At 67.3% G+C, this 23,552-nt stretch carries 24 protein-coding genes and 1 tRNA gene; 4 read left to right on the forward strand and 21 right to left on the reverse strand.

Annotation, left to right across the window (positions count from 1 at the left end):
- Positions 1–36: 36 nt before the first annotated feature.
- The 4 genes from IB228_RS03060 to IB228_RS03075 all read right to left on the reverse strand — a co-directional run bounded on the left by IB228_RS03060 (position 37) and on the right by IB228_RS03075 (position 3,653).
- Entirely contained in the window at positions 37–696 is a 660-nt protein-coding gene (locus IB228_RS03060; RefSeq protein WP_192197545.1) for a thiopurine S-methyltransferase, read from the reverse strand.
- A complete protein-coding gene (gene parC, locus IB228_RS03065; protein ID WP_192197546.1) occupies positions 696–2,939 on the reverse strand; it encodes a DNA topoisomerase IV subunit A in 2,244 nt (747 codons plus the stop codon). Before parC ends, IB228_RS03060 begins: the two co-directional genes overlap by 1 nt.
- 117 nt (positions 2,940–3,056) lie before the next feature.
- Positions 3,057–3,434: a carboxypeptidase-like regulatory domain-containing protein gene (locus IB228_RS03070; RefSeq protein ID WP_183643113.1), complete on the reverse strand. Its 378-nt coding sequence runs from the start codon at positions 3,432–3,434 to the stop codon at positions 3,057–3,059.
- A 134-nt stretch (positions 3,435–3,568) separates the two neighbouring features.
- A tRNA-Leu gene (locus IB228_RS03075) sits at positions 3,569–3,653 on the reverse strand.
- A gap of 96 nt (positions 3,654–3,749) precedes the next feature.
- On the opposite strand from IB228_RS03075, the gene rnr reads away from it, so the two are divergent.
- The 3 genes from rnr to IB228_RS03090 all read left to right on the forward strand — a co-directional run bounded on the left by rnr (position 3,750) and on the right by IB228_RS03090 (position 8,257).
- Entirely contained in the window at positions 3,750–6,179 is a 2,430-nt protein-coding gene (gene rnr / locus IB228_RS03080; protein ID WP_192197547.1) for a ribonuclease R, read from the forward strand.
- 102 nt (positions 6,180–6,281) lie between these two features.
- Positions 6,282–7,028: a 23S rRNA (guanosine(2251)-2'-O)-methyltransferase RlmB gene (gene rlmB, locus IB228_RS03085; RefSeq protein ID WP_183643107.1), complete on the forward strand. Its 747-nt coding sequence runs from the start codon at positions 6,282–6,284 to the stop codon at positions 7,026–7,028.
- A gap of 35 nt (positions 7,029–7,063) precedes the next feature.
- Positions 7,064–8,257: a P1 family peptidase gene (locus tag IB228_RS03090; protein WP_225562208.1), complete on the forward strand. Its 1,194-nt coding sequence runs from the start codon at positions 7,064–7,066 to the stop codon at positions 8,255–8,257.
- Between the two features lie 15 nt (positions 8,258–8,272).
- On the opposite strand, the gene IB228_RS03095 is transcribed toward IB228_RS03090, so the two are convergent.
- Positions 8,273–8,812 carry an XRE family transcriptional regulator gene (locus tag IB228_RS03095; RefSeq protein WP_192197548.1) on the reverse strand — a complete coding sequence of 180 codons (540 nt, stop codon included), beginning with the start codon at positions 8,810–8,812 and terminating at the stop codon, positions 8,273–8,275.
- A gap of 116 nt (positions 8,813–8,928) precedes the next feature.
- Between IB228_RS03095 and rhtA the strand changes: the two genes are divergently transcribed.
- Entirely contained in the window at positions 8,929–9,819 is an 891-nt protein-coding gene (gene rhtA / locus IB228_RS03100) for a threonine/homoserine exporter RhtA (RefSeq protein WP_183643101.1), read from the forward strand.
- A 21-nt stretch (positions 9,820–9,840) separates the two neighbouring features.
- Here the strand turns inward: rhtA and IB228_RS03105 are convergent, their stop codons facing one another.
- The 16 genes from IB228_RS03105 to IB228_RS20035 all read right to left on the reverse strand — a co-directional run bounded on the left by IB228_RS03105 (position 9,841) and on the right by IB228_RS20035 (position 23,545).
- Positions 9,841–10,353 carry an O-acetyl-ADP-ribose deacetylase gene (locus IB228_RS03105; protein WP_183643098.1) on the reverse strand — a complete coding sequence of 171 codons (513 nt, stop codon included), beginning with the start codon at positions 10,351–10,353 and terminating at the stop codon, positions 9,841–9,843.
- Entirely contained in the window at positions 10,353–10,934 is a 582-nt protein-coding gene (locus tag IB228_RS03110) for an isoprenylcysteine carboxylmethyltransferase family protein (protein WP_183643095.1), read from the reverse strand. The genes IB228_RS03105 and IB228_RS03110 overlap by 1 nt, the downstream gene beginning before the upstream one ends.
- 48 nt (positions 10,935–10,982) lie before the next feature.
- Positions 10,983–11,606 (reverse strand): ribonuclease T, encoded by a 624-nt coding sequence (gene rnt / locus IB228_RS03115; protein ID WP_183643092.1) that lies wholly within the window; start codon positions 11,604–11,606, stop codon positions 10,983–10,985.
- A 121-nt stretch (positions 11,607–11,727) separates the two neighbouring features.
- Complete coding sequence (locus IB228_RS03120; RefSeq protein WP_183643089.1) at positions 11,728–12,477, reverse strand: putative DNA-binding domain-containing protein; 750 nt, start codon at positions 12,475–12,477, stop codon at positions 11,728–11,730.
- The gene (locus tag IB228_RS03125; RefSeq protein WP_192197853.1) at positions 12,470–13,309 is read right to left on the reverse strand and encodes a DUF692 domain-containing protein; all 840 of its coding nucleotides are present in this window, start codon (positions 13,307–13,309) and stop codon (positions 12,470–12,472) included. Before IB228_RS03125 ends, IB228_RS03120 begins: the two co-directional genes overlap by 8 nt.
- A gap of 92 nt (positions 13,310–13,401) precedes the next feature.
- Complete coding sequence (locus IB228_RS03130; RefSeq protein WP_141453531.1) at positions 13,402–13,848, reverse strand: calcium-binding protein; 447 nt, start codon at positions 13,846–13,848, stop codon at positions 13,402–13,404.
- A gap of 66 nt (positions 13,849–13,914) precedes the next feature.
- On the reverse strand, positions 13,915–14,451 hold the full coding sequence (locus IB228_RS03135; protein WP_192197549.1) for an RNA polymerase sigma factor: 537 nt from the start codon (positions 14,449–14,451) through the stop codon (positions 13,915–13,917).
- Positions 14,452–14,583: 132 nt separating this feature from the next.
- The gene (gene phoU, locus IB228_RS03140) at positions 14,584–15,294 is read right to left on the reverse strand and encodes a phosphate signaling complex protein PhoU (RefSeq protein WP_183643080.1); all 711 of its coding nucleotides are present in this window, start codon (positions 15,292–15,294) and stop codon (positions 14,584–14,586) included.
- A 121-nt stretch (positions 15,295–15,415) separates the two neighbouring features.
- Complete coding sequence (gene pstB / locus IB228_RS03145; protein ID WP_183643077.1) at positions 15,416–16,234, reverse strand: phosphate ABC transporter ATP-binding protein PstB; 819 nt, start codon at positions 16,232–16,234, stop codon at positions 15,416–15,418.
- A complete protein-coding gene (pstA, locus tag IB228_RS03150; protein WP_183643074.1) occupies positions 16,227–17,078 on the reverse strand; it encodes a phosphate ABC transporter permease PstA in 852 nt (283 codons plus the stop codon). Before pstA ends, pstB begins: the two co-directional genes overlap by 8 nt.
- Before the next feature lies 1 nt (position 17,079).
- Positions 17,080–18,051, reverse strand: coding sequence for a phosphate ABC transporter permease subunit PstC (gene pstC / locus IB228_RS03155; protein WP_192197550.1), 972 nt, complete (start codon positions 18,049–18,051; stop codon positions 17,080–17,082).
- 76 nt (positions 18,052–18,127) lie between these two features.
- On the reverse strand, positions 18,128–19,225 hold the full coding sequence (gene pstS / locus IB228_RS03160; RefSeq protein WP_225562209.1) for a phosphate ABC transporter substrate-binding protein PstS: 1,098 nt from the start codon (positions 19,223–19,225) through the stop codon (positions 18,128–18,130).
- Between the two features lie 384 nt (positions 19,226–19,609).
- The gene (pstS, locus tag IB228_RS03165) at positions 19,610–20,626 is read right to left on the reverse strand and encodes a phosphate ABC transporter substrate-binding protein PstS (protein ID WP_183643065.1); all 1,017 of its coding nucleotides are present in this window, start codon (positions 20,624–20,626) and stop codon (positions 19,610–19,612) included.
- Positions 20,627–20,960: 334 nt separating this feature from the next.
- Positions 20,961–22,127 carry a porin gene (locus IB228_RS03170; protein ID WP_183643062.1) on the reverse strand — a complete coding sequence of 389 codons (1,167 nt, stop codon included), beginning with the start codon at positions 22,125–22,127 and terminating at the stop codon, positions 20,961–20,963.
- 344 nt (positions 22,128–22,471) lie between these two features.
- The gene (gene nth, locus IB228_RS03175) at positions 22,472–23,143 is read right to left on the reverse strand and encodes an endonuclease III (RefSeq protein WP_183643059.1); all 672 of its coding nucleotides are present in this window, start codon (positions 23,141–23,143) and stop codon (positions 22,472–22,474) included.
- Between the two features lie 27 nt (positions 23,144–23,170).
- Positions 23,171–23,545, reverse strand: a complete 375-nt coding sequence (locus tag IB228_RS20035; RefSeq protein WP_183643056.1) for a hypothetical protein — start codon at positions 23,543–23,545, stop codon at positions 23,171–23,173.
- Between the last annotated feature and the right edge of the window lie 7 nt (positions 23,546–23,552).

Raw genomic sequence — 23,552 nt, forward strand, 5'->3', positions numbered from 1 at the left:
AAAAACACCCTGGCGGCGACGCCGGGGTGTTTTTTTTTAGGCGCGCTTTCGCAAACGGTAGACCGCGGTGTGCAGGGCGGTGACGCCCTCGGCGCGGAAGCTGGCCTCGCTGGCGAGGATGTCGCGGCGCTCCAGCCGCTCGATGTCCCAGCGATTCGCGAACAGGCGCTGGACTTCGGCTTCGTCGACCGAGAACGGCGGGCCGTTCTTTTCCGGTTGCGGATATTCCAGCGTGATCAGCAGGCCGCGGCAGCCGACGGGCAGCCGGCCGTAGACCTCGTTGGCGTAGCGTGCGCGCAGTTCCGGCGGCAGCGCGATCAACGCGGCGCGATCGTAGACGGCCTCGCATGTCGCCAGGGTGGCGGCGTCCAGCGCGAACACGTCGCCGAGCATCAGTTCGATGCCATCGACCGCATGCAGGCGACCGGCCGGCGTGTCGGTGACCTGCGGACGCAGGTCGTTTTCCTCGAAGAACTGCCGCACGGCGAGCGGCGACAGTTCGGCGCCCAGCACCGGATGGCCCTGCGCGGCCAGCCAGATCATGTCCAGCGTCTTTCCCGCCAGCGGCACGAACACCCGCCCGCCGGCGGGCACCGCCAGCGCCGGCCAGTGCTGGACCAGCAGCGGCATCACCTCTTCCCGATGGAAGCCGATGCGGCCCTCGCGCCAGCGTTCCAGCCAGAACTCCGGCTGCATCACTCCACCCCGAGCCCGTCGACCTTCTGCCAGCCGCGCGGCAGCAGGCCGCCGCGGGTCGCGCGCGCGCCGAGGTAGGCGTCCAGATCCTTGAACGACAGCGACATCGTGCGCTGTCCGCTGCGTACCTGCAGGGTGTTGCCCGGAGACACGGCGGCGATCGCGACCACCCGTTCGGTGCCGAGCTTGGCCTTGGGGATGTCGATGATCTTGTTGCCCTTGCCCTTGTCCAGTTCCGGCAGCTCGCTGATCGGGAACGCCAGCAGGTGACCGGCGGTGGTCACCGCGACGATGCGGTCGGTGTCCGGATTGGCGATCGGGGCCGGTTGCAGCACGCGCGCGCCGGTGGTCAGGTTGAACATCGCCTTGCCGGCCTTCTGGCGGCCGGTCAGGTTCTCGAAGCGGGTGACGAAGCCGTAGCCATGCGAGGATGCCAGCACCAGCCGGGTGTCGCTGTCGCCACTGGCCAGGGCCTGGAACGAGGCGCCGGCGGCCGGCGAGAAACGGCCCGTCAGTGGTTCACCGTTGCCGCGCGCGGAAGGCAGGGTGTGCACGGCGGTGGAGTAGCTGCGGCCTTCCGAATCCAGGAACGCCACCTGCTGGGTGCTGCGCGAACGCACCGCCGCCAGCAGGCTGTCGCCTTCGCGGTAGGACAGTCCGGCGGCGTCGACTTCATGGCCCTTGGCCGCGCGGATCCAGCCCTTCTCCGACAGCACCACGGTCATCGGCTCGGCGGCCACCAGATCGGTTTCGTCCAGGGCCTGCGCGGCATCGCGCTGCACCAGCGGCGAGCGACGGGCGTCGCCGAACTTCTTGGCGTCAGCGGTCAGCTCGTCCTTGATCAGCTTCTTGAGCTTGGCCTTGGATTCCAGGATGGACTGCAGCTTTTCGCGTTCGGCGGCCAGTTCGTCCTGCTCGCCGCGGATTTTCATTTCCTCCAGCCGCGCTAGCTGGCGCAGCTTGGTGTCGAGGATGTAGTCGGCCTGATCCTCGGTCAGCTTGAACCGCGCAATCAGCGCGGGCTTGGGCTCATCCTCGGTGCGGATGATGCGGATGACCTCGTCCAGGTTGAGGAACGCGATCAACAAGCCTTCCAACAGGTGCAGGCGGCGATCGACCTTCTCCAGCCGGTGCTTGAGCCGGCGGGTGACGGTTTCGTAGCGGAAGCTGAGCCATTCGGTCAGCAGCATCTTCAGGTTCTTGACCTGCGGACGCCCGTCCAGGCCGATGATGTTGAGGTTGACCCGGTAGCTCTTTTCCAGGTCGGTGGTGGCGAACAGATGGCCCATCAACTGTTCGACGTCGACCCGGTTGGAACGCGGAATCAGCACCACCCGCACCGGGTTGGCGTGATCGGATTCGTCGCGGATGTCCTCCAGCCAGGGCAGCTTCTTGGCGCGCATCTGGGTGGCGATCTGTTCGATCACCTTCGAGGGCGAGACCTGGTAGGGCAGGGCGTTGATGACCAGGTTGCCGTTTTCCCTGGCGTAGGTGGCGCGGGCGCGCACGCTGCCGTTGCCGGTTTCATACATCGCCCGGAGATCCGACAGCGGCGTGATGATCTCCGCGGTGGTGGGATAGTCCGGGCCATGCACGTGTTCGCACAGGTCGGCGACAGTGGCGTCCGGATCATCGATCAGGCGGATGCACGCGCTGACGATCTCGTTGAGGTTGTGCGGCGGCACGTCGGTGGCCATGCCCACGGCGATGCCGGTGGTGCCGTTGAGCAGCAGGTGCGGCAGACGCGCCGGCATCCAGGTCGGCTCTTCCAGGGTGCCGTCGAAGTTGGGCGTCCAGTCCACCGTGCCCTGGCCAAGCTCGCCCAGCAGCACTTCGGCGATCGGGGTCAGCTTGGCCTCGGTGTAGCGCATGGCCGCGAACGACTTGGGATCGTCGGGCGAACCGAAGTTGCCCTGGCCCTCGATCAGCGGATAGCGGTACGAGAACGGCTGCGCCATCAGCACCATCGCCTCGTAGCAGGCGCTGTCGCCGTGCGGGTGGTACTTGCCGATGACATCGCCAACAGTGCGCGCGGACTTCTTCGGCTTGGAGGCGGCGCTGAGCCCCTGTTCGCTCATCGAATAGATGATCCGGCGCTGCACCGGCTTGAGGCCATCGCCGATGAAGGGCAGGGCGCGGTCCAGCACCACGTACATCGAGTAGTCCAGGTAGGCGCGTTCGGCGTACTCGCGCAGGGGGATCTGTTCGAAGCCGTGGAAGGAGGTGCGGATGGTGTCGCTCATCGGTTGCGTCGGTCTGCGGGTTGTTCCAATCGGGCAATTCTACCGGTCAACGGCCTGATCCATGCCCAAAAGAAAAGGCCCCGCGATGCGGGGCCTTCCTGGCGAAGCGAGTGGAACTCAATTGCCGGCGGACGGTGCCGGTGACGGCGCGGGATCCGCCCCGGTCGCGGCGTCGCCGGCCTTCGGGGTCGGCGGCCGCGCGGTACCGCCCGGACGCAGGGTGACCGTGGCATTGAGGACGTTCTCCTCGCCACGGACAATCTTCACCTCATAGGTGCCCAACGGGAGCGAGCGAAACCGGTACTTGCCGTCTTCATCGGCCACGGTCTCGCGCTTGAGGCCGGTGCCGGTATTGGCGACGTACACCTTGTCGCCGGGCGACGCGTCGCCGTTGATGTTGCCGTCGGCGCGCTGCGCAAACGCCGTGAATGCCACCAGCAGGAGTGCCGTCGCCGCAGCGAACAGTCCCGCCTTCTTGCCGAATGCCTTGATCATGTCCTTCTCTCCCTGAGGAGAGCGCACATTCACGCGCCGCCCCGGGGCGGGGACAGTGGCGGAAGTCATGGTTACAGATACAAAAAAACCCGCCGGAGCGGGGTTTCGTGTCGGCGGATTCCGCCGGTTTGCAGTGGTGCCCAGGAGAGGACTCGAACCTCCACGGTTTTACCCGCTAGTACCTGAAACTAGTGCGTCTACCAATTCCGCCACCTGGGCGAGGTGTGCAGGCCGCGAATTCTGGAGGTCGCGTCGGACTTTGTCAACGGTTGTTTTTCTCACGGCCGGCATTCAGGCGGGGTGTAACATGGCCGCATGAGCAAAAACACAAGCAGGAAAGGCGGCAAGGCCGCACCCGGAAAGGGCAGCAGGGGTGGCGCCGGAGCCGCATCGGGTGGTCCGCGCAAGAAGGCCGCGCTCCCACCCTGGATGCCGGATCTGCCGCCGTCGCGCGGCAAGGCCGCGGCGCCGAAACCGTCCCCCGGGCGTGGCCCGCGGCCCGGCGGACGTGGCTCCTCCTTCACCGATCCCCATGCCGCGCGCGAAGCCGCGCGCTACGACAACCCCATTCCCAGCCGCGAGGCCATCCTCGGCCTGCTGGAAGCGTCGGACGGCCCGCAGACGGCCGAAGAGATTGCCCCCCGGCTGGGCCTGACCGCGCTGGACCGTTTCGAGGCGCTGGGCAAGCGCCTGGCGGCCATGCTGCGCGACGGCCAGGTGGTGCAGAACCGCCGCGGCGGCTATGCGCCGGTGCAGCAGACCGACCTGGTCGCCGGCGTGGTCATCGCCAATCCGGACGGGTTCGGTTTCCTGCGCCCGGATGCCGGCGGCGACGATCTGTTCCTGCCGCCGTACGAGATGCGCAAGGTGATGCACGGGGATCGCGTGCTGGCCAACGTCACCGGCATCGATCACCGCGGCCGCCGCGAAGGCAGCATCGCGCGGGTGCTCGAACACCGCCTGACCCGCTTGATCGGGCGCTTCGGTTTCGAAGCCGGCATCGCCTACGTGGCGCCGGATGACAAGCGCGTGCAACGCAACGTGCAGATTCCGCCGGACGCGACCCAGGGTGCGCGCGACGGCCAGTTGGTGGTCTGCGAACTGACCCAGCCGCCGGACGCGCGGCGTCCGCCCATCGGCAGGATTCTGGCGGTGCTTGGCGACAAGCTGACGCCGTCGCTGGTGGTGGAAGCCGCCATCCACGGCCACGACATTCCCCACGAGTTCCCGCCGGAAGTGCTGGCCGAGGCCACCGCCGTGCCGCTGGTGGTGGAGGAAGGCATGCTGGACGGACGCGTGGATCTGCGCGCCGTGCCGCTGGTCACCATCGATGGCGAGGACGCCAAGGATTTCGACGACGCGGTCTACTGCGAGACCAGCCGTACCGGCTTCCGCCTGATCGTCGCCATCGCCGACGTGTCGCATTACGTCCGTCCCGGGACGCCGCTGGACGACGAGGCGCAGAAGCGCGCGACCTCGGTGTACTTCCCCGGTTTCGTGGTGCCGATGCTGCCGGAGACCCTGTCCAACGGCATCTGCTCGCTGAACCCGAAGGTCGATCGCATGTGTTTCGTCTGCGACATGCAGATCGATCACGACGGCCAGGTCACCCGCTCCAAGTTCTACGAAGCGGTGATGAACTCGCATGCGCGCCTGACCTATACCCAGGTCTGGAACGCGGTCGGCCTGGACGACGAGGAGGCGAAGCGCCAGGTCGGCGCGCAGTTGCCGCAGGTCGAGCGCCTGCACCAGCTGTACCAGGTGCTGGCCAAGGCGCGCCAGCAGCGCGGCGCGATCGAGTTCGAATCCTCCGAGGTCCGCTTCGTGCTGGACAACCGCGGCGAGGTCACCCAGGCGGGCATGCTCCAGCGCAACGACGCGCACAAGCTGATCGAGGAATGCATGATCGCGGCGAACGTGGAGGCGGCGAAGTACCTGCTGCAGAAACGCGTTCCCGCGCCATACCGCATCCACGAGAAGCCGCCGGAATCCAAGTTCGAGGATCTGCTGGAGTTCCTCAAGGAATTCAAGTTGAGCCTGCCGGCCTGGGGCAAGGTGCAGCCGCGCGACTACACCAGGCTGCTGAAGAAGATCCGCGACCGTCCGGATGCCGCATTGCTGGAATCGGTGCTGCTGCGCAGCCAGAGCCTGGCGGTCTACGCGCCGGACAACGTCGGCCACTTCGGCCTGGCGCTGGAGGCGTACGCGCATTTCACCTCGCCGATCCGGCGCTATCCGGACTTGCTGGTGCACCGTGCGATCAAGTACGCGCTCAAGGGCGGCAAGCCCGACAAGTACCTGTATCCGCCGCACGAGATGGCCGCGCTGGCGCTGCAATGCTCCGAGCGCGAGCGCCGTGCCGACGAGGCCGAACGCGAGGTCGACGAGCGCTACCGCGCGGCGTGGATGGAAAAGCACATCGGCGGCCAGTTCGAAGGCGTCATCAGCGGTGTGACCAGCTTCGGCCTGTTCGTCGAACTGGACGAATCCAAGGTCAACGGTCTGGTCCACGTCACCCAGCTGCCGCACGACTATTACCACTTCGATCCCATCCGCAAGACCCTGTCCGGCGAACGCCGCGGCAAGCAGTACCGGCTGGGCGATCGCGTGCGCATCATCGTGCTCAAGGCCAGCCTGGAAGAGCGCAAGATCGACTTCCGCCTGGTCGAGGACAAGGCGGAGCAGGGCGTGCCGGCGCCCCCGCCGCGCGGCCAGCCGGCGAAGCGCAAGAAGCAGGCGTACTGAATAGCCGGGATTGGGGATTCGGGATTGGGGATTGGTGGCTTGCCGCGGATCTTCCAGGACGTGTCCCCATCCCGAATCCCTCATCCCGAATCCCCAATCAAAATGAGCAAACAGAACCAATGGATTGTCGGCGTCAACGCGGTGGCCTCGGCCATCGAGAACGATGCCGATAACGTGCGCGAGGTCCTGGTCGAGGGCGGCAGCAAGAACGCGCGCCTGACCGAGATCGAGGAGAACGCGCGCCGCAAGGGCATCGAGGTGCGGCGGGTGACCGCGCAGGCGCTGGACGGCGTTGGCGGCAGCGTGCGCCATCAAGGCGTCGCCGCGCGCTATGCGGCCGCGCGGACCTGGGACGAGAACGAACTGGAAGGCCTGGTCGAGGCGGCCGAAGGCAAGGCGCTGCTGCTGGTGCTGGATGGCGTGCAGGATCCGCACAACCTCGGCGCCTGCCTGCGCAGCGCGGCGGCGGCTGGGGTGACCGCGGTGGTGATTCCGAAGGACAAGTCGGCCACGGTCAACGCGACCGTGCGCAAGACCTCGGCCGGCGCGGCGGATCGGATTCCGGTGGTGGCGGTGACCAATCTTTCGCGCTGCCTGCGGGATCTGCAGAAGCAGGGCGTGTGGATCTACGGCCTGGCCGGCGAAGCCGACGCGTCGCTGTACGCCACCGACCTGCGTGGCAACGTCGCGCTGGTGCTCGGTGGCGAGGCCGATGGCCTGCGCCGGTTGACCCGCGAGCACTGCGACGGCCTGGTGAAGATCCCGATGCCGGGCGACATCGAAAGCCTCAACGTGTCGGTGGCCGCCGGCATCACCCTGTTCGAGGCGGTCCGCCAGCGCCTGGGCTGAGCCGCGTCGGCGGCGAAGACGATAGGATGGCGCGCATGCCTACCATGCGCCCCTTCCGTTCCGTCCTCGCGCGGCTGCTCGCCGTCGCCCTGCTGATGTCAGCTGCCTGTGCCGCGTCGGCGCAGTCGTCCGAACGCGTGCGCGCCCGTGATCTGGGCGTGGCGCCGGGCATCTTCCCCACCGGCACGCATAACGCCATCACCGACGTGGCCGGGGTACGGGTGGGGCAGGTGACCCTGCGCGAGGGCGAGCGCGTGCGCACCGGCGTCACCGCGATCCTGCCGCATGCCGGGAACGCCTACCGTTCGCGGGTTCCGGCGGCGCTGCATGTCGGCAACGGTTTCGGCAAGTTCATCGGCGCCACCCAGGTGAACGAACTGGGCGAACTGGAAACCCCGATTCTGCTGACCTGCACGCTGTGCGTGTGGAAGGCCGCCGACGCGATGGCGGCGTGGCTGCTGGAACAACCGGACATGCTGCAGGTGCAATCGATCAATCCGGTGGTGGGCGAGACTAACGATGGCGGCCTGAACGACATCCGCGCGCGACCGGTGACGGCCGAGGCGGTGCGCGAGGCCTTGACCGGCGCCCGTGGCGGACCGGTGCAGGAAGGCAGTGTCGGCGCCGGCACCGGCACGGTCGCCTTCGGCTGGAAAGGCGGCATCGGAACCTCGTCGCGGGTGTTGCCGGCCTCGCTGGGTGGCTGGACGGTGGGCGTGCTGGTGCAGAGCAACTTCGGCGGCGTGTTGCAGGTGCAGGGCGCGCCGGTCGGCCGTGAGCTGGAACGGTTCGCCTTCCAGGAAGCGGTCGCCGCCAAGCTGCCGGATCCGGGGCTGGCCGACGATCGCGGTGACGGGTCGATCATCCTCATCATCGCCACCGATGCGCCGCTGGGCGATCGCAACCTCGGCCGGGTTGCCTCCCGCGCGATGATGGGGTTGGGCAGGACCGGCAGTTCGGCCTCCAATGGCAGCGGCGACTATGCGCTGGCATTCTCCACCGCCGAATCGGTGCGCCGCCGCTTCGGCGAACCTCGCCGCACCACCACCGAACTGGCCAACGACGAAATGAGCGCGGTGTTCCAGGCCACCACCGAGGCGGTGGAGGAAGCGATCTACAACTCGCTGTTCATGGCCACCACCACGCACGGCAATGGCCAGACGGTCGAGGCAATTCCGCTGGACCGCGTGCGGGCCATCCTGGCGAAGTACGGCATCCGCCCGCGCTGAGATTCCGCTGCGGGCTCAGTGCACCACGTTGCGGACGAAACGCAGCGGAACGGTGCCGCCGTTGCGGTAGGCGTAGTCGCGATCGCTGGGGAAGACGAAGAAATCGCCCGCGTCGATCCGCTGTTCGCCTTCCGGCAATTCCAAGGTCAGGCAACCTTCGATGATGTAGAACATCTCGTGCCAGCCGGCCGGATCGGCGAACGAGGTGTAACGCTCGCCCGGCATCAGGGTCCAGGACCAGAATTCGACTTCGCCGCGGGCCGGAACGCTGGCCAGCAGGACCGCCTGCGAGGCGGGATCGCGGCCGCTCCAGGCCAGGGCTTCGATGCGCTCGCGGCTGGCCCCGACCGGCGCCTGGACCAGATCCGCGAACTTCACCCCCAGCGCCTCGGCGATCCGATCCAGCGTGTTGAGGCTGACGTTGGCGTCGCCCGACTCGATGCCGACCAGCATGCGCCGGCTGACCTCGGAGGCGTCGGCGAGGGCCTGCTGGCTCAGGCCCGCGGCCTGGCGCAGGCGGCGGACGTTTTCGGCGACGTGTTCCAGAACGCTCATGAAGTAATTGCGCAATATGTTGCACAGCGGTTAAGCTGCCCTTGTGCAATATAGTGCACCTAATCCTCCTCCTCAAGCGCCGACCCAAGCCGGGCCCGGCGATCGCAGGTCATGTCGTGAACACCGTCCGTACCTCCTCCCATCACTCGCTGTGGCTGCCGATTGGCTTGCTGCTGATTGCGATGGCGTCCATCCAGCTCGGCGCCTCGCTGGCCAAGAGCCTGTTCCCGGCCGTGGGCGCCGCTGGCGCGACCGCGCTGCGCCTGGGCGTGGCGACCGTGCTGCTGGCGGTGGCGTTCCGGCCGTGGCGGGTGCGGGTCCAGCGCGACCAATGGCCGGCGTTGCTGGTCTACGGCGCGTCGCTGGGCCTGATGAACCTGCTGTTCTACAAGGCGCTGGAAACCATTCCGCTGGGCATCGCGATCTCGCTGGAGTTCACCGGCCCGCTGGCGGTCGCGCTGTTCGGCTCGCGCCGGCTGCGGGACGTGGCCTGGGTCGCGCTGGCGGTCGCCGGCCTGCTGATGCTGCTGCCGAAGGGGCAGGAGCAGGCGCTGGATCCGGTCGGCATGGCCTATGCGCTGGGCGCGGGCCTGTGCTGGGCGCTGTACATCCTGTTCGGACAGAAGGCCGGCGCCGAACACGGCCCGCAGACCGTGGCGCTGGGATCGATCATCGCCGCCGCGGTCGCGGTGCCGTTCGGCATCGCCCATGCCGGCACCGATCTGCTGTCGCCGGCGTTGTTGCCGGTGGCGCTGGCGGTCGCGCTGCTGTCGACGGCGATTCCGTACAGCCTGGAAATGGTCGCGCTGACGCGGCTGCCGACCCGCACCTTCGGCATGCTGATGAGCCTGGAGCCCGCGTTCGGCGCGATGTCCGGCCTGCTGTTCCTGCACGAGCAGCTCAGCGGAATGCAGTGGCTGGCGATCGGCGCGATCATCCTGGCCTCCGCCGGCACCGCGATGACCGCGCGGGCGCCGGTGCATGAGCCCGGCGCGGGCGAGGGCTGACAACCCGCGACTTCGCGCGGATCAGCCGGATGCCAGCAGGCGTCGGTAGATCGCCAGGTCGTCCGCGGAGAAACAGCAGAAAAGCACGAGGTCGGGCATTTCCTCCCCGGCGAGTTCCACCCGCACGGTGTCGACCGCGATGCGCGCGGCCGGTTCCGCGGGAAAGCCGAAGATACCGGTGCTGATGCACGGGAACGCGATGCTGCGCAGGCGGTGCGCGCGCGCCAGTTGCAGGCTGCGCCGGTAGCAGGAAGCGAGCAACGCCGCTTCATCGTGATCGCCGCCACGCCAGACCGGCCCCACCGTGTGGATGACATGCCGCGCCGGCAGGCGATGGCCGCCGGTGATCTTCGCGTCGCCGGTCTTGCAGCCGCCCAGCAGGCGGCATTCGGCGACCAGCGCCGGCCCGGCGGCGCGATGAATCGCGCCGTCCACGCCACCGCCCCCCAACAGCGAGCTGTTCGCCGCGTTGACGATCGCGTCCATCGCCAGGGTGGTGATGTCGGCGTGGCGTGCGTCCAGGCGAGCGGTCATCAGAACAGTCCCGGAATCAGCGCGCGGGTACGACGCTGGTAGGCGAGATAAGGCTCGCCGAAGCGTTCGCGCAGCCAGCGCTCCTCGTGGCGCAGCTTGTACCAGAACGAGGCGGCGACGATGGCCAGGGCCAGCAGGCCGCGCCAGTCGCCCACCGCGATGGCGGTGCCGAGGAAGGCGAGCAGGAGCCCGCTGTAGATCGGATGGCGCACATGGCGGTATGGCCCCGCCTGGATCAGTTCATGGTCGCGCTTGATCTGCACTTCGCTGCTCCAGTTGCGGCCGAGCAGGAACCGCGCCCAACACGCCAGGCCAAGCCCGGCCAGCGTCAACAGCAGGCCGACCGTTTTGACCGAAACGTTCTTCGGGACGAACCGCTCCTGCAACAGGCTGTCGCCGAACCATTCGCCGGGGCCGAGCAGCACGATGGCGAGCGCCAGCGGCAACCAGTAGGCGCACAGGCGCAGCCACAGCGGCTCGGCGCGGACGACCGGCTTGGTGTCGCGCGCGCTGGCAATCCAGTACAGCAGGAAGCCGAGCCAGGGCAGGTAATGCAGCCATCCCGGGATTGCTTCGTACATCGCATGCTCCGGCTTGGAAGAAGCGCCGGGCGCATCGCGGGCGAGGAATCAGACCGGCGAAGGCCAGGCGTTGGCGATCTTGCAGAACAGCCGCGCGGTCTGCTCGGCGTCGTACACCGCCGAGTGCGCGTCTTCGGCGCTCCACTCGAAACCGGCGGCCTGCACCGCGCGCGCCAGCACGGTCTGGCCGTAAGCCACGCCGGCCAGGGTCACCGTGTCGAACACGCTGAAGGGGTGGAACGGGTTGCGCTTGTGGCCGACCCGGGTCACCGCGGCATTGAGGAAGTTGAGATCGAAATGCGCGTTGTGGCCGACCAGGATCGCGCGCTGGCAGCCGTGCCGTTTGACCGCCGCGCGCACCGGCGCGAACACGTGATCCAGCGCCTCGCGCTCGGGCTTGGCGAAGCGGAACGGGTGATCCAGGACGATGCCGGTGATTTCCAGTGATTTCGGATCGATGTCCAGCCCGGGCGCGGGATGCAGGTGCGCGCTGGTGGTCTGGCCGGGCACGAACAGGCCGTTCTCGTCGAGCTCGATCGGCACCGCCGCCAGTTCCAGCAGGGCGTGGCGGTTCCAGTCGAAGCCGCCGGTCTCCACGTCCACCACCACCGGCAGGTAGCCGCGGAAGCGGCGGGCCATGGGCGTGGTGGCGGGCAACTCGGCGGCGTTCATGGGCGACAGGGTAGCAGAGCGCGACGACGCTTTTGCTGCGCGCGGATGAATGCGGATTGGTGCCGCGCGCCGTACCCGATATCGAAACCGGCGGGCAGCCGATGGTCGCGCGGCGACGAACTCAGCCGGGCAGGGCGGTACCCAGCAGGCTGCCTTCGCGGCGCATCCGCACCAGCATCGCCTCGCCTTGCGCGATGAAGCCGTCATCGGCCGGTACGCCGGCTTCGGCCGCCAGTTGCCGCAGGGCCTGGCGGCCGCTCAGGCGACGTTCGCCGAGCAGCTCGAACAGGCGATAGACCAGCGGCGACAGATCCGCGAAACGGATCGCGTGGTCCGGGTCGCGGCGAACGAGCAGCAGGGTTGGGGTGGCTGGCGGTACCGACGGCCGGTACTCCGGCCCGATGCGCGGCACCGGCCACTGGTAGGCGAGCGCCCACGCCCATGGCGAAGTGACGGGCATGCCGTCCAGCAGATCGCCATCCGGATCATGGCGCGGCGCGGGCTCGTCGCTGATCTGCAAGGCCAGTTCCACCCATTCGTAATGCGCCAGTTCGGCCAGCCAGGGCGCGTCTTCGCGGACCGGGCAATCCTGCAGGAAGCGGATGAATTCCCGCGCCACCTCCGGAAACAGCGGCGTGTGGCTGCGGTGCCTCGCATAGAATCCGCGTACCAGTGCGCGCCAGTCCGTATCGCCCAGGGTCTGGCGGATGACCGGGAAATTGCCGGCCAGCAAGCCTTCGATGTTGTTGAAGAACAGATCCCGGTAGATCGCCATGCGGCGATCCTCGATGCCGGGCGGCGCGGGATACCGCTGCGGATCACGCAGGTGCCGCGCGAACGCGAACTGCTGCTCGCGCAGATGCTCAGCCATGCGCGCTCTCGCGCGGGGCCGCCCGCGCCTGCAATTCGCGGACGCGGCCGAGTTCACCCAGCAGCGTCGCCAGCGGCGGGAAGTTGAAGTCGCGTTCCAGCAATGTCGGGCGCACGCCATGCAGGCGATAGGCGTCCGCCAGCAGCGTCCAGACGTCTTCCTTCACGTCGGCGCCATGGGTGTCGATCTTCAGATCGTCGGCCTCGTCGTAGTGGCCGGCGATGTGGTACGAGGCGATGCGCCGCGACGGCATGCGCGCAAGGAAGCCGTGCGCGTCATAGTCGTGGTTGATCGCGTTGACGTAGATGTTGTTGACGTCCAGCAGCAGATCGCAGTCGGCTTCGTCCAGCACCGCGTTGACGAAATCGACTTCGGCCATGGCCTGGTACGGCGCCGCGTAGTAGGACACGTTCTCCACCGCGATGCGCCGGCCCAGCGCGTCCTGCACCTGGCGGATGCGGGCGGCGACGTGGTGCACCGCTTCCTCGGTGAACGGAATCGGCATCAGATCGTAGAGATGGCCATCGTCGGCGCAGTAGCTCAGGTGTTCGCTGTACAGCGCGACCTGGTGGCGATCCAGGAAACGGCGGGTGCGCGCCAGGAAGGTATCGTCCAGCGGTTCGACACCTCCCAGTGACAGCGACAGGCCATGGCAGGTCAGCGGCACGCGCGAGGTGAGTTGTTCCAGCGCTTCGCCCAGGCGTCCGCCCACGCCGATCCAGTTGTCCGGCGCGCATTCGAGGAAATCGAAATCGCCGGGCGCGGCGGCCAGCAATTGATCCAGCAGCGCGCGGCGCAGGCCGAGGCCGGCGGAGACGGGCGCGGGAGACAGGTGGGAGGAAACCACGTCGGCAGCGGGGAAGCGGTGGCCCGGCCATCACCCTCCCCCGGACGGGGGAGGGCACGGAACACGGGCCGGTCGGATCAGGCCGCGCCGCCGCACTTGCCTTCGCCGCACTTGCCTTCGTGCGCGGCCTTGCCGTCGGCCTTGGCGCCATCCTTCTTGTCGCCGCCGCACTTGCCTTCACCACACTTGCCCTCGTGATGAGCCTTGGCCTCGGCGGCATCGATGAAGCCGTCCTTGTTGGTGTCGATGGCGGTGAACTTGTCGCTCTTGCCGGGATGGGCGGTCTCGAACTCGGCCTTGGAGACCTTGCCGTCCTTGTCGGTGTCGGCCTTCTCGATGCCGCACTTGCCTTCACCGCATTTGCCCTCGGCCGTCTTGGCATCGGCGGCCTTGGCATCCTGGGCGGCAAGCAGGTAACCCTGCGAGAGCGGTTCCATCGCGAAAGCCGAACCCGCGAGAACGATTCCGCCGGCCAGCGCGGTGCACATGGCGAGGGCGACGGGCTTCTGGTTGGACTTGGACATTGCAGTTTCTCCAGTTGAGGTGCGGGGGTTCCGCACGGCAGGGGGCGCCAGTGTAATCCGGCGTTGTTAGGGAAGTGTGGGGTCTGCGCCGAGGTATTCGCGGGCCAGCGCGCGGGCCCGGTGCAGGCGGGATTTGACCGCCTGCGGGGTCAGCTGCAGCTGTTCGGCAAGCTCTTCGATGGTCATGCCTTCCAGGTCGCGCAGCAGGAGGATCTGGCGGTAGTGGGCTGGAAGCGTTTCCAGCACCCGCGCGACGTCATGGCCGAGTTCGACCGGTTCGAAATGGATGGGAGGCAGCAGGTCCTCGGTCACCGCCTCTCCGGTCAACAGGCGCAGGCCGCGCTTGAGCCGGTTGCACTCCCGCTTGACGATGCGGAACAGCCAGGAAGTGAAGGCCTCGACCGCGCGCAGGTCGCCGATCCGGCGGGATACCAGCAGCAGGCTCTCCTGCACCGCGTCCTCGGCGTCGTTGACCACGCAATGGTATTCCGCGTAGCGACGCAGGTTCTGCCGCGAAATCGCCAGCACGCGCTGCAACGCCGCCGCGTCGCCGGCGCGCGCGGCCATCAGGTCCTCGATGCTTGCGATGGCTGCTCCACTCATCCGTCGTCGTTCTCCGTCGGTCAGCATCGCGCGTCCGCGCCATGTCCGCCAGCTGGAAAGAGAACGGGGGCGGGCGAAAGGATTCGCCCGCCCCCGGATTGGGTCAGCCGCTATTCAGCCCTGGAGCAGGGATCAGATCGCGCCGGTGGTGCTGGTCTCGTCGCGCTTGTCGCGGGCCGGCAGCGGCTGGTCGCCGTGGATCAGGAACCACACGTTCTCGGCGATGTTGGTCGCGTGGTCGCCGATGCGTTCCAGGTTCTTGGCCATGAACAGCAGGTGCGTGCACGGGGTGATGTTGCGCGGGTCTTCCATCATGTAAGTCAGCAGCTCGCGGAACAGCGCGGTGTAATGGGCGTCCAGTTCGGCGTCGCGTTCGCGGACCTGCAGGGCGTGGGCGTCGTCGTTGTTCTGGTAGGCCACCAGCACTTCGCGCACCTGCTGCGCGGCCAGCTTGCCCAGCGCGCGCAGGCCGGTGATCTGCGGCATCGGCGGCGAGACGTTGAGGGCGATGGAGCGCTTGGCCACGTTGGCGGCGTAGTCGCCGATCCGCTCGATGTCCGCCGGGATGCGCAGGCCGGCGAGAATCTCGCGCAGGTCGCGCGCCATCGGGCCGCGCAGGGCCAGGTGCATCACGTCATGGCTGATCTGCTGTTCCAGCGTATCGATGGCCTCGTCGTTGGCGATGATGCGCTGGGCGGCGCGGTCGTCGCGGCGTTCAATGACATCGAGGGCGGCTTCCAGCTGCGCCACGGCGATCTCGCCCATGCGCACGATCTCGGCCACCAGCCGGCGCTGTTCTTCGTCGTAACTTTTCACAATGTGCTCGTGCGGTTGGGTGTTCATGGATGAGGGCCGGGATTGGGGATTGGGGATTCGGGATGGGCAGGAGCGGACGGGAGCGGGGAGGGGCGGGGAGTCGTGCTTGCGAATCCCCAATCCCGAATCCCCAATCCCGCGGGGCGTTTCATCCGAAACGTCCCGTAATGTAATCCTCGGTCTGCTGCTTGCTGGGCTTGGAGAAGATCGTCGCAGTGGCATCGTGCTCGATCAGCTCGCCCAGGTACATGAAGGCCGTGTAGTCGGAAACACGCGCGGCCTGTTGCATGTTGTGGGTGACGATCGCGATGGTGTAGTCCTGCTTCAGCTCCTCGATCAGCTGTTCGATCTTGCTGGTCGAGATCGGATCCAGCGCCGAGGTCGGCTCGTCCAGCAGGATCACGTCCGGACGCAGGGCGACCGCGCGGGCGATGCACAGGCGCTGCTGCTGGCCGCCGGACAGGCCCAGCGCGCTCTGCTTCAGCTTGTCCTTCGCCTCGTCCCACAGCGCCGCCTGGCGCAGGGCCTGCTCCACGCGCACGTCCATGTCGGCACGGCCGATGCGCTCGTGGTGGCGGATGCCGTAGGCGACGTTTTCATAGATCGTCATCGGGAACGGCACCGGCTTCTGGAATACCATGCCCACCTTGCTGCGCAGGCGGTTCATCGGGTACTTGGGATCCAGGATGTTCTGGTCGTCCAGCAGCACCTCGCCCTTGGCTTCCAGCTTCGGGTACAGCGAATAGATGCGATTGAAGATCCGCAGCAGTGTCGACTTGCCGCAGCCGGACGGGCCGATCAGCGCGGTGACCCGCTTTTCCGGGATCTCCAGGTTGATGCCCTTCAGGGCATGGAAACCGCCGTAGTAGAAATCCAGGTTCTTGGCCGCCAGCTTCACGCGGGCCGGCGCGCCGGCCTCGACTTCGCGCTGTGGGGTCGCGACCGAGATACGGGCCACGTCATTCATGGGTCACCTTGTTTCGCAGGAGGATGGTCCGGGCCAACAGACTGAGCAGCAGCACCAGCGCGGTCACCAGGAACGCACCGGCCCAGGCCAGCGAGTTCCAGGAGTCGTACGGGCTCATGGCGTACTGGTAGATGACCATGGGCAGGTTGGCCATCGGCTGCATCAGGTCGGTGCTCCAGAACTGGTTGTTGAAGGCGGTGAACAGCAGCGGCGCGGTTTCGCCGCTGATGCGCGCCAGCGCCAGCAGCACGCCGGTCACCACGCCGGGCAGGGCCGAGCGCAGCAGCACCTGGGTGGTCACCTTCCATTGCGGTACGCCCAGCGACAGCGCGGCTTCGCGCATCTGCTGCGGCACCAGCCGCAGCATCTCGTCGGTGGTACGGACGATCACCGGCAGGGCGATGAAGGCGAGCGCGACCGCGCCCGCCAGGCCGGACCAGTGTCCCATCTGCGCCACCATCACGGTGTAGATGAACAGGCCCAGCACGATGGACGGCGCCGACAGCAGGATGTCGTTGACGAAGCGGATGGTCTCGCCCAGCCAATGCTTGTTGGCGTACTCGGCCAGGTAGGTGCCGGCGGCGATGCCGATCGGCGTGCCGAGCACGATCGCCAGCAGGCTGATCACCACGCTGCCGAAGATGGCGTTGAGCAGGCCGCCGGGTTCATTCGGCGGCGGCGTCATCATGGTGAACAGGTCCAGGTTCAGGCTGCCAAGACCCTTGGTGATCGTGGTCCACAGGATCCAGACCAGCCACATCAGGCCGAAGATCGCCGCGGCGATCGACAGGGTCAGCGCGATGACGTTCTTGACCTTGCGCCAGGTGTACAGGGAGGCGGACATGTCAGTTGCCCTCGCGCTTGGCGAGCTGGCGCAGCATCAGGCGGGCGGCGGCCAGCACGATGAAGGTCAGCAGGAACAGGGTGAAGCCCAGCAGCAGCAGCGAGCCGCGGTGCAGCGGGTCGGTGGCTTCGGCGAATTCGTTGGCGATGGTCGCCGCGATCGAGGTGCCCGGTTCCAGCAGCGCCGCGCTGATCGCGTAGGCGTTGCCGATGACGAAGGTCACCGCCATGGTCTCGCCGAGCGCGCGGCCCAGGCCGAGGAACACGCCGCCGATGACCGCCGAGCGGGTGTAGGGCAGCACGATGTCCCACATCACTTCCCAGCGGGTCGAACCGAGCGCGTAGGCCGATTCCTTCAGCCGGCTGGGCACGGTCAGGAACACTTCGCGCATCACCGAGGACACGAACGGGATGACCATGATCGCCAGCACCAGGCCGGCGGTCAGCATGCCGATGCCCAGCGGCGGGCCGGAAAACAGCAGGCCGATGCCGGGAATCTGGCCCAGGTTCTCGTCAATCCACGGATAGACGTATTCGCTCAGTTGCGGCGCCAGTACGAACAGGCCCCACATGCCGTAGATGATCGAGGGGATGCCGGCCAGCAGTTCGATCGCCATGCCGACCGGCCCGCGCATCCAGGTGGGCGCGACCTCGGTCAGGAACAGCGCGATGCCGAAGCTGACCGGCACCGCGATCACCATCGCGATGGTGGCGCTGACCAGGGTGCCGTAGATCGGCACCAGCGCGCCGAACTCGCGCGTGCCCACGTTCCATTCGGTGCTGGTGAAAAAGCCCAGGCCGAAAGTCTGCAGGGCTTCGCGGCCGCCCCACAGCATCGACAAGGCGGCGGCGATCAGGGAGATCAGGACGAACAGGCCGGCGGCGGTGAGCGTCCAGCGGAACAGGCGATCGGCGCGCGCGTCACGGGCGGTGCGCAGATCGACCAGGGAAGCGGGGAGGGCGGCGGTATTCATGCGGTCGGGAAGTCCGGGCCGGCGTTGCGTGGGGGGAGGCGTGGCCGCGGTCAGGCGGCCACGCGCGGGGCACGGATCAGAGCTTGATTTCCGCCGCCCAGTACGCTTCGACCTGCTTCACCAGTTCCGGCGGCAGCGGCACGTAGTCCAGCTGTTCGGCCTGCGGCTTGCCCTGTTCGTAGGCCCACTTGAAGAAGTCCAGCGTGTTCTTCGCGCGCGCCGCATCCTTGGGCTGCTTGTAGACCAGGATGAAGTTGGTCGCGGTGATCGGCCAGGCGTCCGCGCCCGGCGCGTTGGTGATCACCAGGTTGAAGTCCTTGGCACCGGCCCAGTCGGCGCTGGCGGCGGCGGCGGCGAAGCTTTCCGCGGTCGGCTGCACGAAGTTGCCCGCGGCGTTCTGCAGCGAGGCGTAGGCCATCTTGTTCTGCTCGGCGTAGGCCAGTTCGACGTAGCCGATGGAGTTCTTCAGCTGGCGCACGTAGGCGGCCACGCCCTCGTTGCCCTTGCCGCCGACACCGCCGGCCCAGTTCACCGAGGTGCCTTCGCCCACCTTGCTCTTCCACTCCGGGCTGACCTTGGACAGGTAGTTGACGAAGTTGAAGGTGGTGCCCGAGCCGTCGGAGCGGTGCACGCTGTTGATCTTCTCGGCCGGCAGCTTCAGGCCGGCGTTGAGGGCGACGATGGCCGGGTCGTTCCAGGTGGTGATCTTGCCGAGGAAGATGTCGGCCAGGACCGGGCCGCTCAGCTTGAGCTGGCCGGACTCGATGCCGGCGACATTGATGACCGGAACCACGCCGCCTATGACCGACGGGAACTGGCCCAGGCCGGCCTGCGCCAGTTCTTCCGGCGACAGCGGCTTGTCGGAGGAACCGAAATCGACCGTGGCCGCCTTGATCTGGGCGATGCCGCCGCCGGAACCGATCGACTGGTAGTTGATCTTGGCGCCGGTGCTCTGGTTGTAGTCGCTGGACCAGCGGGCCATCAGCGGATAGATGAACGAGGCGCCCGCGCCGGTGATCTCGGCGGTCACCTTGGCCGCGCCGGTGCCGGCGTCCTGGCCGGCAGGCGTGGTGCCGGAGGCCGCCGGGGCGTCGGAGGCGGGCTTGCAGCCGGCGACGAACAGGGTGGCGGCGACGGCGAGGGCCGCGAGGCGGACCGGCGAAGCGAAGGACATGGCGGGCTCCATAACGTGGGCGGTTTGTGTCATGCCGGCTATGAAATGATGTTTTTGTTACAGCGTGATGACATTGTGGCCGGCGTCGGATTTCCGGCACTCGCCACGGACCGGGAGGTAGGAGCGCCGTCCCCGGCGCGAGCTCTTCCGACCCGCCGCCTGGTCGGTACCCGGTGACCCTGGATGAGGTGAGGACAGGGTCCTCCGATTGGCGCGGAAAAGCTCGCGGCCGGAGGCCGCTCCTACCGCAGGGGAAGGGAGATTTTCCGCGGCATAAAAAAAGCGGGCCAGAAGGCCCGCTTGGACAAAGATGCCAGTTGGTTTGAGAGAGGGGATCCCGACCGCGCGGGAGAGAGGGGTACGCGGCCGGGATCGGGGAGAGGATTACTTCAGGTTCTGCGACCAGTAGGTTTCGATCTGCTTGACCAGCGGATCCGGCAGCGGGACGTAGTCCAGCGCCTTGGCCTGGCCGTCGCCGTTGGCGTAGACCCAACTGAAGAATTCCTGGGTGGCCTTGGTGCCGGCCGGGTTCTTCGGCTGCTTGCTGACCAGGATGAAGTTGGTCGCGGTGATCGGCCAGGAATTGGCGCCCGGGGCGTTGGTCATCACCAGGTAGAAATCCTTGGCGGTACCCCATTCGGCGCTGGCGGCGGCGGCCGAGAAGGTCTCGTCGCTGGGCAGCACGTAGTTGCCGGCGGCGTTCTTCAGGCGCGAGTAGGCCATCTTGTTCTGCAGCGCGTAGGACAGTTCGACGTAGCCGATGCCACCCTTGATCTGCTTGACGTACGCGGCGACGCCTTCGTTGCCCTTGCCGCCGATGCCGGTCGGCCACTGCACGGAGGTGCCTTCACCGACCTGGCTCTTCCACTCGCCGCTGACCTTGGACAGGTAGTTGACGAAGTTGAAGGTGGTGCCCGAACCGTCGGAACGGTGGACGACGGTGATCTTCTGCGCCGGCAGCTGCACGCCGCCGTTGAGCGCGACGATGCGCGGGTCGTTCCACATCTTCACCTTGCCCAGGAAGATGTCGGCCAGCAGGTCGCCGTCGAGCTTCAGCGCGCCCGAGGGCACGCCCGGCACGTTGATGACCGGCACCACGCCGCCGATCACCGACGGGAACTGGGCGAGGTTGAACTTGGCCAGCTCGTCCGGCTTCAGCGGGGCATCGGACGAACCGAAGTCGACCGTGCCGGCCTTGATCTGGGCAATACCGCCACCGGAACCGATGGACTGGTAGTTGACCTTCTTCTGGGTGGCCTTGGCGTAGTCGGCCGACCACTTGGTCATGACCGGGTAGACGAACGACGCACCGGCGCCGGTGACGTCGGCAGCGGCGGCCTGGGCCGAGAGCGCGCCGGCGATGGCCAGCACGGCGACGCGGGTCTTGAACGAGTTGAACACGGATGGCTCCTGGGAGTGGCGTAGCGGCACGGTGTGCCGTCGGCGTGCATTTCACGACGTTTGCGTGACAGCGCCATGTCGCCTTCATGACAGCCGGATGACAGGCGACCGGGGGCCTCAGCCGGTCGGGGAGCCCCTTGTACGGAGGCCAAGAGCTCGCGCCGGGACGGCGCTCCTACCCGGACGGATTTCCACCAAACCAAGGTAGGAGCGCCGTCCCGGCGCGAGCTTTTCCCGACAATACCCGCGCTCCCCCGGTCCCCCCTCCCGCAAAACGAAAGAGGGCGCGGCCTGCGCCGCGCCCTCCGCGAATCCCGTTCGGGATCGTTCCGGCTTACCAGTAGAACTGCAGGCGGGCTTCGACCACGTTCGGGTCGTCCTTCAGCACGCCCTTCTCCTGCTTGACCGCGACGTAGTTCAGCATGAACTTGAAGTTGGAGCGCCAGTACCAGTTCACGCCGGCGGTCCAGCTGTCCATCTCGCCGCCGACCACCGCGCCGTCGGTCAGATCGATGGTGTCGTAGCGCAGGCCCAGCTGCCACATGCCCTTGGTCGGGTCGCTCGGCAGGCCGGTGGTCGGCACGCCGGCCTTGTAGCCCCAGGTCTCGCCGGTGATGTTCCACAGGCCCGACACGTAGAAGCCGTCGCCGCTGTAGTCGTCGAAGCTGCCGTAGCGCTTGACGTCGGTCTTCATGTATTCGCCCTGCAGCTTGAACGGACCGTTCACCCACATGGCTTCGGCGCCGAGCACGCTGCTGCGGTCGCTGGCGCGCAGGCCGCTGCTGCCGGTATCGACAAAGCGGGTCGGGACCATGTCGGCCATCGGACGGGCGCGCAGGCGGATCACGTCGCCATCGGTGTCCTTGTCGGTGTACGACAGGCCCAGGTGCAGGATGCTGCCGGCCTCATTGATCGGCGCCCAGTAACCGCGGGCCGAATAGCCGCCGCCATGTTCGCGGTTGCGGGTCAGTTCACGGCCGAAGAAGCTGGCGGTCACGCCCCAGTTGGCGTCGCCGATGTTGTACTGCAGGCCGAGGCGGCGCGGGGTGCCCAGCGAGTTGGTGATCGACGACTTGGAGATGAAGTCGTTGTTCTTGGTGCTGGACAGTTCTTCCAGGGTGGCGCCCGGCTGCTTGAACTGGCCGATCTGCAGGAAGTGGTTGGCGTTGCCGCCGATCTTGTACTTGACGTTGGCGTCCAGGAACTTGTCGTCCTTGGCGTCATAGCCCAGCACCCACTCGATGTTGCCCGGGCCCTTGCCCTTGAGCACCAGTTCGGCGCGGCGCAGTTCGTTCAAGTAGTCGTCGCCATCCAGATCCGAAGACGAATCGGCGCCGTAGTCGATGGTGTCGGTGTCGAACTTGTAGAAGTCCGCCTGGACCAGGCCTTCGAACGAGACTTCGGAACCGCCGATCACGTCGATCGGAATCTCGGCCTGGGCGGCAGGCGCCGCGACCGCGGCCAGCAGTGCGAGAGTCAGGGTGCTGCGGGAGAGTTTCATGGGTTAGCCCTTGGGGCAGGTGTGGAAGACGCTGCGCAGGCTAGTTGGTAAAAGTTGCGTTATTGTTACAACGCTGTCTTATTTCGTCGGGATGACAGTTTGATGGCGGTCGGGGCCGGGATTGGGGATTCGGGATGAACGGCCGTGCGGCCGTTGAAAGCCGGGATTCGGTAAAAGCTCGGCTGTGCCTCTCCCTTTGAAAAAGGGGGACCGAGGGGGATTCGCTCCTGGCAGACGGCAGGCGCCCAACGTCGCCCGAGGCGCCTGTCAGCTTCCGATAGCCGTCATGCAGCTTGCCGCACACGGCAAGCCGTCGCCATCGCGATGCATCGTTGCCTTCCCCCTCAATCCGCCACCGTCTTGTCCGGATAACGGCAGATATCGCGGATCACGCATTGCGGGCAATCCGGCTTGCGCGCTTTGCAGACATAGCGGCCATGCAGGATCAGCCAGTGGTGGGCGTCGTGCAGGAATTCGGCCGGGACCGTCTTCAGCAGTCCATCCTCGACTTCGCGCACGTTCTTGCCCGGCGCCAGGCCGGTCCGGTTGGCGACGCGGAAGATATGGGTGTCCACCGCCATGGTCGGTTCGCCGAACGCGGTGTTCAGCACCACGTTGGCGGTCTTGCGGCCGACGCCGGGCAGGGCTTCCAGCGCTTCGCGCGAGCGCGGTACCTCGCCACCATACTGCTCGACCAGGATCCGGCAGGTGGCGATCACGTTCTTCGCCTTGGCGTTGTACAGGCCAATCGTCGAGATGTACTTCTTCAGCCCCTCCTCGCCGAGGGCCAGGATCTTTTCCGCGGTGTTGGCGACCGGGAACAGGCGCCGGGTGGCCTTGTTGACGCCCACGTCGGTGGCCTGCGCGGACAGGGTCACCGCCACCAGCAGCTCGAACGGGGTCTTGTATTCCAGTTCGGTCGTGGGCTTGGGATTGAGTTCGCGCAGGCGCGAGAACAGTTCCTGCACCTCGGCCTTGCTCAGGGTGCGGCTGCGGCGTTTGCGGCGTTCTGTCATGCGTTCCAGGGGCTTGGTGTGCGGCGGCTAGGAACCGCTTTTTCCCGCCGCACGCGCCTTGGCGCGCGCCAGGATGGCGGCGGCGGAAGGGGGAAGTGACGGGCGGGGTGCCTGCGGCGCCGCCGGTGCCGGCATGCGCCGGGCATCGCGTTCGGCGGCACGCCGGAGCAGCCGCGCCTGGCGCGCGCGATGGCGCTCGCGCGCCTCCCATGCCGTGCGCAGCCGGCGCTGGGCATCCCAGATGGGTGCCAGCCGGGTGACGCACGCGCAGTCCGCGGAGCAGGGCGCGATGTCCATCAGTCCGGCGTCGATGGCGGCATCCAGGTCGTCCCGCGCCAGCAACGCCAGCAGGCTTTCCCCGCGCGCGGCCTGCCGGCAGATGGAGGAAGATGCCTCGCCCATGAAGGTT

The sequence above is a fragment of the Pseudoxanthomonas sp. PXM04 genome, assembly GCF_014851695.1.
GTDB lineage: Bacteria > Pseudomonadota > Gammaproteobacteria > Xanthomonadales > Xanthomonadaceae > Pseudoxanthomonas_A > Pseudoxanthomonas_A beigongshangi.

Excerpts from the sequence above, each read along its gene's own strand:
- IB228_RS03060 (WP_192197545.1), bottom strand. The coding sequence starts at position 696 with ATGCAGCCGGAGTTCTGGCTGGAACGCTGGCGCGAGGGCCGCATCGGC.
- parC (WP_192197546.1), bottom strand. The coding sequence starts at position 2,939 with ATGAGCGACACCATCCGCACCTCCTTCCACGGCTTCGAACAGATCCCC.
- IB228_RS03070 (WP_183643113.1), bottom strand. The coding sequence starts at position 3,434 with ATGATCAAGGCATTCGGCAAGAAGGCGGGACTGTTCGCTGCGGCGACG.
- rnr (WP_192197547.1), top strand. The coding sequence starts at position 3,750 with ATGAGCAAAAACACAAGCAGGAAAGGCGGCAAGGCCGCACCCGGAAAG.
- rlmB (WP_183643107.1), top strand. The coding sequence starts at position 6,282 with ATGAGCAAACAGAACCAATGGATTGTCGGCGTCAACGCGGTGGCCTCG.
- IB228_RS03090 (WP_225562208.1), top strand. The coding sequence starts at position 7,064 with ATGCCTACCATGCGCCCCTTCCGTTCCGTCCTCGCGCGGCTGCTCGCC.
- IB228_RS03095 (WP_192197548.1), bottom strand. The coding sequence starts at position 8,812 with ATGAGCGTTCTGGAACACGTCGCCGAAAACGTCCGCCGCCTGCGCCAG.
- IB228_RS03105 (WP_183643098.1), bottom strand. The coding sequence starts at position 10,353 with ATGACCGCTCGCCTGGACGCACGCCACGCCGACATCACCACCCTGGCG.
- IB228_RS03110 (WP_183643095.1), bottom strand. The coding sequence starts at position 10,934 with ATGTACGAAGCAATCCCGGGATGGCTGCATTACCTGCCCTGGCTCGGC.
- rnt (WP_183643092.1), bottom strand. The coding sequence starts at position 11,606 with ATGAACGCCGCCGAGTTGCCCGCCACCACGCCCATGGCCCGCCGCTTC.
- IB228_RS03120 (WP_183643089.1), bottom strand. The coding sequence starts at position 12,477 with ATGGCTGAGCATCTGCGCGAGCAGCAGTTCGCGTTCGCGCGGCACCTG.
- IB228_RS03130 (WP_141453531.1), bottom strand. The coding sequence starts at position 13,848 with ATGTCCAAGTCCAACCAGAAGCCCGTCGCCCTCGCCATGTGCACCGCG.
- IB228_RS03135 (WP_192197549.1), bottom strand. The coding sequence starts at position 14,451 with ATGAGTGGAGCAGCCATCGCAAGCATCGAGGACCTGATGGCCGCGCGC.
- phoU (WP_183643080.1), bottom strand. The coding sequence starts at position 15,294 with ATGAACACCCAACCGCACGAGCACATTGTGAAAAGTTACGACGAAGAA.
- pstB (WP_183643077.1), bottom strand. The coding sequence starts at position 16,234 with ATGAATGACGTGGCCCGTATCTCGGTCGCGACCCCACAGCGCGAAGTC.
- pstA (WP_183643074.1), bottom strand. The coding sequence starts at position 17,078 with ATGTCCGCCTCCCTGTACACCTGGCGCAAGGTCAAGAACGTCATCGCG.
- pstC (WP_192197550.1), bottom strand. The coding sequence starts at position 18,051 with ATGAATACCGCCGCCCTCCCCGCTTCCCTGGTCGATCTGCGCACCGCC.
- pstS (WP_225562209.1), bottom strand. The coding sequence starts at position 19,225 with ATGTCCTTCGCTTCGCCGGTCCGCCTCGCGGCCCTCGCCGTCGCCGCC.
- IB228_RS03170 (WP_183643062.1), bottom strand. The coding sequence starts at position 22,127 with ATGAAACTCTCCCGCAGCACCCTGACTCTCGCACTGCTGGCCGCGGTC.
- nth (WP_183643059.1), bottom strand. The coding sequence starts at position 23,143 with ATGACAGAACGCCGCAAACGCCGCAGCCGCACCCTGAGCAAGGCCGAG.
- IB228_RS20035 (WP_183643056.1), bottom strand. The coding sequence starts at position 23,545 with ATGGGCGAGGCATCTTCCTCCATCTGCCGGCAGGCCGCGCGCGGGGAA.